Consider the following 13,453-nt stretch of genomic DNA (forward strand, 5'->3'; position numbering starts at 1 on the left):
CCATATTTATGAACTATCAGCCGTATTTCATTATTAGTAGCCATAAGTTGTATTCTCCGGAAATTTCAAAGCATCGATCCCCTTAAGGACCGATGCTTTTATGTTAATATCTGTCTGATTCTTGTCCCATATTTTTAGATTTCTCCACTGCATCTTTTGCAGCAGCTGAACTTGTATCAGTTGTGTCCATTGCTTTTGCGAGACCTTCTCTTACACGTCTGCCATAGTCCTCGTCTGCATTGGTGAAGTACTCCAGCATTTTATTTTGGATTTCTGGTCGACAAACTTTTAAGTTATCAACCAAATTACTGATGAGTTCATCCCTCTCTGCATCCGAAAAGGCACGATACGTCTCACCTGCTTGTCCGAAATCATTTGGGCGATCAATTTTTTCACGAACCAACTTATCATTATAATGAGGCTCATGGATCTTACCCTCCTGCTTCGCTTCCTTCAGACCGCCAATCGTGGACGGTTCATAATTGACGTGCGGATTACCGCTTGGTGGTACATCCACATGGTAAGACATTTGGCCGCCACGCTGGTTGGTCGCAACCCGTTTTTTCGGAGCATTAATCGGCAGTTGCAGATAGTTCGTTCCGACTCGATGTCGCTGCGTATCTGAGTAAGAGAATGTTCTCCCTTGTAGCATTTTATCATCTGAAAAATCAAGTCCATCCACCAGTACCCCTGTACCGAACGCAGCTTGCTCAACCTCGTTAAAATAATTCTCAGGATTCTTGTTTAACACCATTTTTCCAACCTTTAAAAACGGGAACTTATCGGTTGGCCAAAGTTTTGTATCATCGAGCGGATCAAAATCGAGCTCCGGATGGTAATCGTCTGTCATAATCTGCACACAAAGCTCCCACTCCGGATAATCTCCACGCTCGATTGCTTCATATAAATCCTGAGTAGCATGGCTTACATTTGTCGCTTGGATTTCATTTGCTTCTTTTTGTGTTAAGTTTTTAATACCTTGCTTCAGTGGCTCCCAGTGATACTTCACTAATACTGCCTCGCCATCCTGATTTACCCATTTGTATGTATTCACTCCAGAACCTTGCATTTGGCGGTAGTTTGCCGGAATTCCCCATGGTGAAAACAGGAAGGTTATCATATGTGTGGCTTCAGGTGTCTTTGATAAAAAATCAAACATTCTTTCAGGGTTTGATAGATTTGAGACTGGGTCTGGCTTAAAAGCATGAATCATATCAGGAAACTTCATCGCATCCCGGATAAAAAAGATTTTTAAATTGTTCCCTACTAAATCCCAGTTCCCATCCTCTGTGTAAAATTTGACTGCAAAACCACGCGGGTCTCTTGCCGTTTCTGGAGACTCCATCGCCCCTGCGACGGTTGAGAATCGCACAAAAACTGGAGTCTTTTTTCCTGCTTCTTGGAACAATTTCGCACGAGTGTACTTAGAAACCGGTTCGTCGCCAACTTTTCCATATGCCTCAAAATATCCATGTGCACCAGCACCCCTTGCATGAACTACACGTTCCGGAACGCGCTCTCGGTCAAAATGAGACATTTTTTCAAGAAAATCGTAGTTCTCTAGTGTTGATGGGCCTCGGTTGCCGACTGTTCGGATATTTTGATTATCTGTAACTGGATGTCCCTGCCTGTTCGTTAATGAATCAGCCGACTCACCAGTTCCAAGACGGTTATCATGAGGTCCGCCTACCCCTTCCACACTTCCATACTGCTTTTTATCGTCCATGTTGCACTTCCTCTCTTAAACGAAAATTCATTGTCATTATTTCCCTTACAGCATTTTCTATGTATAGTTAGCCATTTTTTCACTCTAATTCTCAAGTATGGACTAAATATGACGTTTAAATGAAAATCAACAGAGTAAAGATGTGGTAAGAATTATTTGTAATACTGTTTAATCTTATGTAAGTCGAGAGTATCAGAGCTTACACATTACCAAATTCCAATACTAAATCTATGAGATCTTTTAACCCACTTTATAATTATTATAAAAAGATATTGATTTTTTATTTATAGGTGTTATTATAATATATGTATTCAAAATTAATACGAGGTGATCAAGTTGACATACAATAAACTCACTACAAGTTGGGGCGCTCCAGTAGGAGACAACCAAAACTCAATCACAGCTGGTTCTAGAGGACCGGTACTCATCCAGGACGTACACCTCCTTGAAAAATTAGCACATTTCAATAGAGAACGTGTTCCTGAACGTGTTGTTCACGCAAAAGGTAGTGGTGCACACGGTTATTTCGAAGTAACAAATGATGTATCCAACTATACAAAAGCAAAACTATTCAACGGAATTGGCAAAAAAACACCTCTATTCATTCGTTTTTCAACGGTTGCTGGGGAAAATGGTTCTGCTGATACTGTTCGTGACCCACGTGGTTTTGCGGTAAAATTTTATACTGAAGAAGGCAACTACGACATCGTTGGAAACAATACACCGATTTTCTTTATCCGCGATGCAATTAAGTTCCCTGATTTCATTCATACACAAAAGCGTCATCCACAAACACACTTAAAGAACCCTACAGCTGTATGGGATTTCTGGTCTCATTCTCCTGAATCCTTACACCAAGTTACGTGGTTAATGGGGGACCGCGGAATTCCAGCGACATGGCGTCACATGCATGGTTATGGAAGCCATACGTTTAAGTGGACAAACGCGGAGGGTGAAGGTGTTTGGATTAAGTACCACTTCCGAACAGAGCAAGGCGTAAAGTGCTTAACAAATGAGGTTGCTACACAAATTGCGGGGGAAAATCCAGATTATCATACTGAGGATCTGTTCAATGCGATTGAAAAAGGTGACTACCCTGCTTGGAAGCTTTATGTACAAATCATGCCGTTGGAGGATGCGAATACATATCGTTTCGATCCATTCGATGTAACAAAAGTATGGTCACAAAAAGACTATCCATTAATCGAAGTGGGTCGCATGGTATTAGACCGCAACCCTGAGAACTATTTTGCAGAAGTTGAACAAGCAACATTCTCACCTGGAACGTTGGTACCTGGTGTTGATGTATCACCTGACAAAATGCTTCAAGGTCGTCTTTTTGCATACCATGATGCACATCGTTACCGTGTCGGTGCAAACCACCAAGCATTACCAATCAACCGTGCAAAAGTTGATGTGAATAACTATCAACGTGATGGTCAAATGCGCTTTGATAACAATGGTGGTCGTTCCGTATATTACGAGCCTAATAGCTTTAGCGGTCCAAAAGAAGCACCAGAAGCAAAGCAGCATGCATTCGCTGTTGAAGGTATTGCCGAAAGTGTAGCTTATGATCATAACGATCATTACACACAAGCTGGTGACCTATACCGCCTAATGAGTGAAGAAGAACGTACTCGTCTTGTTGACACAATTGTGGCAGCAATGAAGCCCGTTGAATTAGAAGAAATTAAACTTCGTCAAATTAGCCACTTCTACAAGGCAGACCCTGAATACGGAACACGTATCGCAGAAGGCCTTGGATTAGCGGTTCCTGGTGAAGTAGTAGCGAAGTAATAGCGAAGTAATAAGCATAGAACATTTCATTTTATTCTCACATAAAATAGGTATCCGCAGCCGGATACCTATTCTTATAAATATGAACAAAGAGGTTGTTAAACGTGGAAGACAAACAAATGGCTGAACTAATCCCTTTTTTAAAAGAACGCGGGTTACGCATTACACCTCAACGAACGTTAATACTACAGACCTTCCTTTCCTTAAAAGGCCATCCGACTGTGGAAGACATACATCGGCAATTACCACAAATTAGCCTTGCCACTATCTACAACAATGTCAAACTATTTGTATCGTTACGGATTTTAAAAGAACTTCCCTATGGGAACGGGTTAAGTAAATATGAACTCGCGAACCAACCGAATCACTATCATATTTTATGTGAATCATGTGGTGAAATAATTGATTTTAATTACCCAACTCTAAGCCAAATCGAGCATGTAGCCCACAAGCTTACTCAATTTAATATTTACTCTCACCAGATGGAAGTGTACGGACTTTGTAAATCATGTCAAAACCAAGAAGGTGACTTTTTAAATGCCAAAAACAATTTGTCCAATATGTAAAACGGAAATCAAAATCCTCAAACACAGTACAAGCTGCGCGTGTGGAATGAAATTAAAGAAAAACAAAAACCGTTATGTAAGTTAAGCTCGACTATGAGGTCGAGCTTTTTTAGTTTGTAAATGATAGGTGTATTACATTCCTCTAAAAGTGTCGTAACGAAACATCGATTGGGTGAATAACCTAATAGTGCAAAGGAGGGATCATATGAACTACAATCCATACGGCATGCAAATGCCACAAGGGCATAATATTCAAGACACTTGTCATCGACTACGGAATTACTATGTCATCGGACAAATGAGCGATGGTTCTCAAATGCAAGGAATCATCGAGGACATAGATGATGAAGGCGTAACAATGTTGGTACCTGAAGATGTGGAAGATACTGAGATGGATCGTCAATTCGGAGGATACGGTGGTTTTGGAGGCTATGGCGGTTATGGACGCAGACGTTTCCGCCGCTTCCGACGTCGTCGTTTTCCATTAAACTTTTTCATATTCCCATTCTTCTACCCTTTCCCATTCTATTATTAAAGCTAAGCTCGAAAAAGCGCACCTTTGCAGATGCGCTTTTTTTAGTTCGTGTTCAAAAAGAAGGATGAAAAGGAACGAGAAATTCGATGTTTCATTTTCACCGGACTTTTTGAACATCAGCTTATACTTTTAAGAACTTACGGACAGACATTAAGCTTCCCCAAACCCCAATGAATGCACCAATTAGCAGCAAGAGTGCTGTTACTTGGAAAGCAAATGGATTAAATGGCAATAGCTCTAGGAATGTTCCGTTTAATTGTGGTTGAATCAAGTCATATAAGTAATTATAGAATCCTAGGATGATTCCAATAGGAATCAAAGAACCCAGAACTCCAAGGAATAGTCCTTCTAGGAAAAACGGCCAACGAATAAACCAGTTCGTTGCTCCTACTAGCTTCATAATTTCGATTTCTCTTCTTCTCGCAAAGATTGTGATTTTAATTGTATTTGAAATTAAGAACATCGCTGTAAAAAGAAGCCCGATGATCAGTCCGATTCCAACGTTTCGTGAAACACCAACTGTATTGAAAATCTTTTCAACTTTTCCTTTTCCGTAGTTCACACTGTAAACATACTCCATTTTTTCAACTTTATCAGCAACCGTCATGATCTCTTGAGGTTTTTTCGTTTCTACGATAAACACATCATGAAGTGGGTTACTTTGTTCGTATAAAGCAAAAACTTTTCCATCTTCTCCAAAGCTATCAATCATTTTTTCTAACTCTTGATCCTTTGATGAGAAGGTGACAGCTGCAACCTCAGGAATTTTTTCAATTTCTGTTTTCAAGGATTCCTGTTGTTCCTTTGTTGAAGTTAGTTCCGTGTGAACACTGATACGAACATCTTTTTCAAGTGATGTCGCCATGCTGTTCAGATTCATCATGATGACTAAAAATACACCTACTAGGAGTAGTGTAACGGTAACGGCGCTGACAGATGCAAATGTCATCCATCCGTTTCGCCCTAAGTTTTTTGTACTTTCACGTAAATGACGGCGGAGTGTGTTAAGCTTCATAACCGTACTCCCCCTTTACCTCGTCACGCGCAATTTTTCCACTTTCAATGGCAATTACACGTTTTTTGATCGTATTCACAATTTCACGGTTATGAGTCGCCATTACAATGGTCGTCCCACGGAAATTGATTTCTTCAAAAATGTTCATAATTTCCCAAGACGTCTCTGGATCAAGGTTACCCGTAGGCTCGTCCGCAATAAGCGCACCTGGAGAATTTACGATTGAACGCGCAATCGACACACGTTGCTGTTCCCCACCAGAAAGTTCATCTGGTAAATGTCGTGCTTTGTGTTTAAGACGAACAAGGTCAAGCACATCCATTACACGTTTTTTGATGTTCTTCGGATTTTCTTCGATAACCTCAAGCGCGAACGCCACGTTTTCATAAACCGTTAGACGTGGTAACAGCTTGAAATCTTGGAACACGACGCCAATATTTCTACGTAAAAGAGGAACCTTCTTTTCTTTTAGTTTAGCAAGATCAATCCCATTAATGATGATTGAACCTTTTGTCGGCTTCTCTTCACGATACATCATCTTAATGAACGTCGACTTCCCCGCACCACTCGGACCAACGACATACACGAACTCACCTTGATCAATTTTTACATTTATTCCATTAACGGCCATGACACCATTCGGATACTTTTTAAAAACGTCTTTCATTTCTATCATTGCTAATCACCTATCATCGTTTTTTTATCCCTCGTTTAACCGGAAGTAAGAACCCCACCGATCTCAGTGGGGATTATATTTTTCTTGTTTAGTAATCTATTTATATTATAATGTAAGCGCTTATGTCCCTATAGACATACTTGTGCTTCTATTGAACTATGCAACTAGAAATTATAAGCCAAAATGAGGATAATTTCATTACTTTTTTCATTATAACATCATTTTTCGTCAAAATACGACTCAATTTTATTACATTTTTATTTCATACTAGTTAATGTTTGATGGGATAGGGGTTAGCTGGTGGGGTGTAAATATTGGAATTGGGGCAAACGGTACATCCTTCCTTTTTTCTCTCCTACATACTCGAGATTCATAGTTTTTATTAATCGAAAGACAAATTTACTTGATGGGATTTGTAAAAAATCACGTATTTCCTCGTTCGTAAATACTGGTTTTATGAGCAAGCTATAATCCTGAAGTGCTTGAATAAACGCATCTTGAGATTTCGTACAACAATTATCACAATACCAATAGCCTCTTTTTCTTTCAATCGGGAGAGCGGAACATTTTGGACAATGAACCCCTCTTAAAATTTCAGTTTGAGAGATAGAAAACTGTACTAGTGGGTCAGGCTTTTTAGGGGTATCGTGTTTTTCAATGGTCCCCGCTATTCTCTTCATTTCCTTCATTGTCAACGATTCTTTCGTATGTCTATTTTGAAATTTTTTAAATGTAAATGGGAGATTTGCACTATGCATTACTTTTGTGAAAATACTTGGTCTTGACGCTTTAATGATTGTCTTTGGATCACTGATAATGACTAAATGTTCGATGGGCAATAGCGGTAACTTCCTTTGAGTGAGCCAGTTTTTGAATTGGCGGGAATGCGGAGCGATTGCAAAATTGGATTATGCATACCCTCTTCTTCATTGTTCAAGGTTCGTATCATTTGATTAGATTCATCTTCAAAATATAAAGTTCTTGTTATATTTTTGATTTCTAGGATTAGATAAAAATAAGGTGTAATTATGAGGGTGTCGATTTGGAAGAAGCTTTTGCCATCTGTAAGTCTGATATCGTGCAAAATGAGGAATTCGGGTGTGTCGATGAGCTCCAAATAATAATTTAACGAAAGTTCTCCTCGGTAACCCTTCTTTCTTTTGACTAATTCGACTTGAATTTGTGGTCTTTTGGGATGATCTTGCGGGATTCTCCGTAATAATGCTTCAAGGATTAAAATTATAATTGGAACTGTACGCACTTTTCTTATCAAATACATCTACTCCTTTCATTTTTATTGGGTATTCGACATTTTTTTCGCCTTTCCTGCAATTTTGATAAAAATATTTCACCTGGTCAATGGAGAAAGTTTTAGATATCGGACATAACACTATTTTGTCCATATTAAAAGCCTTCCGGTACATCCGGAAGGCAGACTATCTAATTAGATTCTTCGATTTCGGACAAAGTTTTGATTTTATCGGACATTGTTGCTGGGATATCGGACATTCATCCACATTTATCGGACACAACTCTAAATATATCAGACATTCTCCACTTTTTATCGGACATAACCTATTTTCGGCAAAATTAAAAGCCTTCCGGTTCACCCGGAAGGCAGACTATCTAATCAGGTTTTTCGATTTCGGACAAAGTTTTGATTTTATCGGACATTGTCACCAGGATATCGGACATTCATCTACATTTATCGGACACAACTCTAAATATATCAGACAATCTCCACTTTTTATCGGACATAACCCTATTTTCGGCAAAATTAAAAGCCTTCCGGTTCACCCGGAAGGCCTGACATACTACTTATTTTTTCTCAGCTAGCCAAGCAGCTACTGCGTCTTTTTCTTCACCTTTAATGATGCCACCAGGCATTGCGCCTTGACCATTTTCGATGATTCCAGCAATTTCATCTTGGCTGTATTTAGATCCAACCTTTGTAAGGTCAGGACCTGCTCCACCTGAAAAGTCTTGTCCGTGACAAGATGCACAGTTTTGTTGAGCGATTTCTTCAGCGTTAACGGTAGCTTCTCCACCGCCATTATCACTTGCTGGTGCTTCTCCTGCATTGTCGTCCCCACCGCCACATGCAGCTAAAGCGAAAACAAGTGATGATCCTAATAGAAAACTAAATAGCTTACGTTTCACAGAATTTACCCCCTGTAATAAATTTTTCCATTATACAATTTTTATTATACCCCTTTTACGCTCTTTTAAAACCCTCTCCTAATACCTCTGAAGCGTCCATAACGACGACAAATGCAGATGTATCAACACTTTGAACCACTTGTTTCAATTTTGTGAACTCTTTTTGATCGACTACACACATGAGCATTGGTCGCTCATCGTCAGTGTAACCCCCATATCCAGAGAGCTTTGTCACACCTCTGTCCAGTTTGTCAAAAATCTCCTGTCGCACTTCGTCCTGACGATTCGTAATAATGAGAGCCATTTTCGAATTACCTAGACCTACCTGTACCAAATCAATCGTTTTACTTGTAACGAAAAGTCCAATTAACGCATAGAGCCCACTCTCAATATCGAACACAATTGCCGCGGTCAGAACAATCAAGCCGTCAATAAAAGCAACACTTTTCCCAAGAGAGATTCCTGTAAACTTATGAACAATCTGAGCGGCGAGGTCTGTCCCACCTGTCGACGCATTGCCGCGGAAAGTAATACCAAGTCCCAAGCCTACTCCAATTCCTCCAAATAAAGCACCAAGCAATGGATCGAATGTTGCGGGTTCCAGATTTCTAGAAAGATAAACAACAAATGGTAAAAAAAGAGTGCCAATTAACGTTCGGGCACCATACACCTTCCCTAGAAAAATGATCCCTGCAATGAATAATGGGATATTAAATGCCCACTGGACATAGGCTGCTTCCCAACCGAAAAGGGAATTCAGGATGGTACTAATCCCGCTCACACCACCAGATGCCACCTTGTTCGGTAGTAGAAACAGATTAAACGATAGAGCCACTGTGGCCGAACCTAGTAGTATGTATATGAATTCCTTTACCTTTTGAAGTGTTGGGTGAACTTCGTGCTGACGTCTTCTTCTATTCATGAAACTACCCCCGTATACAATCCTAGCAATTAGCTTCATTTAAATAATAGATGCCTCTTGCCTTGCCTAATTGCGCCAAAATAACCTTTGGAAGTATAACACGGCTTCAAAAGCAAGTAAACGCCAGCAAAATAACGTGGTAAAGCAACAAAATATACACCTACATCATTAGTTTGTAACGATAAATAAATTATTATTACAAAATAATGATTATTCCCAACTAATCGCTTGAATTATTACGAAATGTCCAAATATCCGAGACTACCCGTCCTGTGAATTTATCTTCAACCACAGCATACCACGAGTATGAACGGTCATTTTCAAGCCCCGTCCACAATGCTTTTGCGATTTTACCACTTTTCGCCTTATCAGTCCCGATTACCCGGTCTGTATAAACATTGACCGTAAAGTAATCAGTTGCGACCCGCTTCGTGACTGGTGCTAAGTCCATTTCAAATACAAATTGGTCTTTCTGCGGATAAATATCTAGGTCATAAAAATTATAGTCATCCATATAAGGTGAGTATGTTTTAACCAAAATGCGATTGTTATCTTGGTCAAAATGCAGGAGCCTTATATAGCCTTGACCACCTTCTGGACCTGCTTGATAATCGGCCAACATTTGCGTAACGGTGCGATCTGGATTACCATCACCATCATCATCAATTTCATCAACAAAGGTTTGTGCCTCATGATAATGACCGCTTAATACCGCCATGACATTTTTGTTTGGTACGACAATTTCATTATAGAGTTTATCTCCCATCGGATGCCTCGTACCTGTCGCAAGCAAATATTCATGGAAGCTTAAAATCGCTTTGCGATCCGGATAGGCTGCAAGCACCTTATTTACCCACTCAATACCTTCATCCGTTACGTCCCAGCCAAGGTAGACCATGATAAAATCATTGCCACCTACCGAAATTAAATCGTAATGGCCACGATTGTTTCGGTACGAACCACCATAATATGGCTTATTGTTAAAACGGTCCTTCCCAAAATACCGATAGAACTCGGAATAATCATTATTCACCTGGTCAACGTCATGGTTCCCAGCTAACACTCCATATGGAATGTTATTCTCATCCAAGACCTTCATATACTTATCCGCATTTCGCCACTGCTTCTTCTTCCTTGATTGATTGACCAAATCACCGGTATGAAACACATATTTGATACCTAGCTTTTTCTTCATTTTTGCAATCCATTCCGTTTGTTCCTTAAAAATCTCCGGATAGCTCTCAGCGTAAAATTGGGTGTCGGACATCCAGACGAAGGTGTAATCAAATTCTTCTGCAATTTCGTCTTGGATCAGGACATTGATTTTCGAATCAAGTACATAGTCACGGACCGTCACATCAGAAGCAAGTTTAAAATCTTTTGAGCCCGCTATCTTAAAATCAAGCAAAACCCATTTTCCCTCATTATGATTCCATGCGTACATCGAAACCTTTCGACCTTCAAGTGAATTCCCTTTCCATAAAAGCTCAACCCTGTCATTGTCACCAAGAGACTCATCAACCGTGACATCAAAACGATGGTACGGGAATTTTGTGTCAGAATCCGTAACTAAATAACGGCCATCTGCTTTTGAAACGAGTGAGATGTCTTCTGTTGTGAAGGCTTCCTCCCCTTCTGGAACCATCCTATTAGGTGGCTCAAGCTCAGTCGCATTTTTAAATCCTTTCACACTCGAAGTTACGTCATGTTTGTAGGCTTCATAAAAGGTAACATCAAGCTTATCCTTTGTCGGATCCTTCACCTTCACTTGTAAAAGTGGATCCCCTTCACTCTTTCCCTTCGGAGAAATCCGCTCTGGTTTTTTTGGATTTTCATTCACCACTTTAAAATAGAAAACATCCTTTGTTTCATTTCCTACTTTGTCAATCGCATGTACTTTGAGCTTATGTTTACCTGGTTTAAGATTTGCGGACGATGTTTCAAACGGAACTTCAATTTCTTCTCCATCCAAGATTACCGTCTTTTTTTCAATACCAGAAAGCTTATCCCTCACGTCAACATTAATTGTAAAGGCCCCTTTGTAAGGTTTCTTTTTCAGATTTGTTTTGATAGTTGGGGCCCTATTATCAACCAAAACTTGTGAACGAACCATTTTGTCACCGGCCTGTACTGTGACGTTATGTTTTTTGTCGTGCACCTCGGTTGTGTTCCATTTATAAGTATACGAACGTGCCTCTTTTTCCGAAATCGTAAAGGTAAAATCGATATGCTTACGCTGATCCCCCATGTTCAAGATGCGAGTTGGGTCGGTGTAAATTGGATCTTTGATCACCGTTCCATCGCCAAGTATGAGTCGAACGTTTCGCAATTGAAAGTCATCGCGATTTTCCCTCGACCAAAGTTCAAAGGGCGAAGCTTTGTTTCCAGAACGAATCGTGATCGTTGTGTTGCCTACAAGAAGTCGCTCAGGCTCAATTGGAATCGTGAATGTCTTCCAGTTCGTAAGCCAATCCTGGTCCATCACATGTAATACTTCCTTACCCATCGTGACAGCATTTTGAAAATACGTATTCAACCCATTTACCTCAAACGCAAAATAGGCGGTGTGTTCAAGTGAACGATAGATGCCTTCCTGAATCTCATTTCCGTTAATCATCAGCTTCAAAGGCGTATTTTCTTCTGAAGTAGCCTTGATCATTTTTTCTCCCCGAAGCATTTCTTCATTTTTCAGATTGAGTCGTAGACTTGAGTGGTCAAGTTCATTCTTGATGTTAATCCGGTAAGTCTTACTTTTCACCTCATTGCTTCCATCGGAAATGACATAGTAATAATCGATATACTCGCGGCCAATTAATGCTGGTGCATCAATCGTGTGATGAAATAGTAAATCATCGTAATTCTCATGTAAAATGACTTCATCGAACTCGTTATCCTGGTCGATTTTATAATGTAATTTAACAGATATAACGGTATGGTCGTCTGTAGCTTTTGCGATGAGCTCCAAGTTGTCTTTTTGATTGACTTCAGAATTTAATGTTAAATCCTCAATACTCGGTGGGACAGAATCTTCCTCAATATGAACAGGCTTTTTCGGTATCTGGTAGCTTTCTACCTTACCAGGAGTCGCATCCTTTGTGCCCATTCTTTTTGAGACCGTGGATTTGTTGGTTGGATATCGGTATATAATTGCCTTGTCAACTTCCGTCTTGTTATAGTATGCAACTGAAATTTCACGATGCGTATTCGTTCCAATCACGACACCCCGCATGCTTTTGTTTGCCATACCGCCACTGTAAACCCGCACAATATCCTGATTTTCCTTCAAGTTAGTTCCATAATGTGCATTAAAATCCTCCACCGTCTGCTCGCTATTTTCGCTATTGATGATCCAGAGCACAAGTGTTTTGCCGCCAGGAATGACTACATTCTCTTTTACAGAAGGCCACATCACATCTGATCGAGGATTCTTGTCGTATCGATAGTAGAGTTTATAGTCCTTGAAATTAATTGCTTTGTTGCTGTTATTGTAGATTTCTACAAACTCAAATCCATCAGCACTGCCCACATTCGTTGAGTCGGGAAGAACCTCCGTCACAAGCAGCTGAGGCATTTTGGTAAAATCAATTTCTTTTTGAACAATTTGAATGGTGTTCTCGTCCGTTTTTTCCGTATTGGTCCCATCACTTGCCTCGATATAATAAGTGATTTCATCATATACGTGAAAGCCCGGGATTTCAGCAATGTATGTTTTTTCCTCGTTCAATTGCATCGGGATTGCTTTGTAGTCATCTGAGTTACCCGTCTTATAAAAAAGTGTTACATGTTGGATGGCGGTGTCATCCGTTACACCAGCCTTAATTTTGATGGGTAATAGTGGCTCACTTGTTGTTTTCGGATTATGTGTGATGACGGGTGAATTTGTGTCCCGTTGTGCAACTACCATGTCTGGGCTTACTGTAGTTGTTAAAAGTAGTAAGAATAGAACAGCTATTTTCAGCACGTGTTGCCAAAAAATCATACAGCATACCCTCCAGAATTATTTTCCAATCTTAGTTTGCCAATTGCTTATAAAATGATGTACAAACTAGAGTGAAA

At 39.9% G+C, this 13,453-nt stretch carries 11 protein-coding genes; 3 read left to right on the forward strand and 8 right to left on the reverse strand.

The annotated features are described in order from the left end of the window. Positions 1–103: 103 nt before the first annotated feature. Positions 104–1,726, reverse strand: coding sequence for a catalase (locus AC6CHV_RS06615; protein WP_498078390.1), 1,623 nt, complete (start codon positions 1,724–1,726; stop codon positions 104–106). Positions 1,727–2,062: 336 nt separating this feature from the next. Here AC6CHV_RS06615 and katA point away from each other — a divergent pair, with 336 nt between their 5' ends. The 3 genes from katA to AC6CHV_RS06630 all read left to right on the forward strand — a co-directional run bounded on the left by katA (position 2,063) and on the right by AC6CHV_RS06630 (position 4,624). Further along, positions 2,063–3,523: a catalase KatA gene (katA, locus tag AC6CHV_RS06620; protein WP_121445824.1), complete on the forward strand. Its 1,461-nt coding sequence runs from the start codon at positions 2,063–2,065 to the stop codon at positions 3,521–3,523. Positions 3,524–3,627: 104 nt separating this feature from the next. After that, a complete protein-coding gene (locus tag AC6CHV_RS06625) occupies positions 3,628–4,089 on the forward strand; it encodes a transcriptional repressor (protein ID WP_498078391.1) in 462 nt (153 codons plus the stop codon). Positions 4,090–4,294: 205 nt separating this feature from the next. Next, positions 4,295–4,624, forward strand: a complete 330-nt coding sequence (locus AC6CHV_RS06630; protein ID WP_498078392.1) for a hypothetical protein — start codon at positions 4,295–4,297, stop codon at positions 4,622–4,624. A 121-nt stretch (positions 4,625–4,745) separates the two neighbouring features. On the opposite strand, the gene ftsX is transcribed toward AC6CHV_RS06630, so the two are convergent. The 7 genes from ftsX to AC6CHV_RS06665 form a co-directional block, all read right to left on the reverse strand. Continuing rightward, positions 4,746–5,639: a permease-like cell division protein FtsX gene (ftsX, locus tag AC6CHV_RS06635; RefSeq protein WP_498078393.1), complete on the reverse strand. Its 894-nt coding sequence runs from the start codon at positions 5,637–5,639 to the stop codon at positions 4,746–4,748. Then, on the reverse strand, positions 5,629–6,315 hold the full coding sequence (ftsE, locus tag AC6CHV_RS06640) for a cell division ATP-binding protein FtsE (protein ID WP_341332926.1): 687 nt from the start codon (positions 6,313–6,315) through the stop codon (positions 5,629–5,631). Before ftsE ends, ftsX begins: the two co-directional genes overlap by 11 nt. Before the next feature lie 293 nt (positions 6,316–6,608). Continuing rightward, positions 6,609–7,154 carry a hypothetical protein gene (locus AC6CHV_RS06645; protein WP_498078394.1) on the reverse strand — a complete coding sequence of 182 codons (546 nt, stop codon included), beginning with the start codon at positions 7,152–7,154 and terminating at the stop codon, positions 6,609–6,611. Continuing rightward, a complete protein-coding gene (locus tag AC6CHV_RS06650) occupies positions 7,136–7,588 on the reverse strand; it encodes an NERD domain-containing protein (protein ID WP_498078395.1) in 453 nt (150 codons plus the stop codon). Before AC6CHV_RS06650 ends, AC6CHV_RS06645 begins: the two co-directional genes overlap by 19 nt. 545 nt (positions 7,589–8,133) lie before the next feature. Then, positions 8,134–8,475 (reverse strand): cytochrome c551, encoded by a 342-nt coding sequence (gene cccB / locus AC6CHV_RS06655; protein ID WP_498078396.1) that lies wholly within the window; start codon positions 8,473–8,475, stop codon positions 8,134–8,136. A 55-nt stretch (positions 8,476–8,530) separates the two neighbouring features. Beyond that, positions 8,531–9,397: a YitT family protein gene (locus tag AC6CHV_RS06660; protein WP_440272739.1), complete on the reverse strand. Its 867-nt coding sequence runs from the start codon at positions 9,395–9,397 to the stop codon at positions 8,531–8,533. Positions 9,398–9,617: 220 nt separating this feature from the next. After that, positions 9,618–13,376 (reverse strand): metallophosphoesterase, encoded by a 3,759-nt coding sequence (locus AC6CHV_RS06665; RefSeq protein WP_498078397.1) that lies wholly within the window; start codon positions 13,374–13,376, stop codon positions 9,618–9,620. Positions 13,377–13,453 lie beyond the last annotated feature (77 nt).

The organism is Ferdinandcohnia sp. GQ5 (assembly GCF_059759275.1).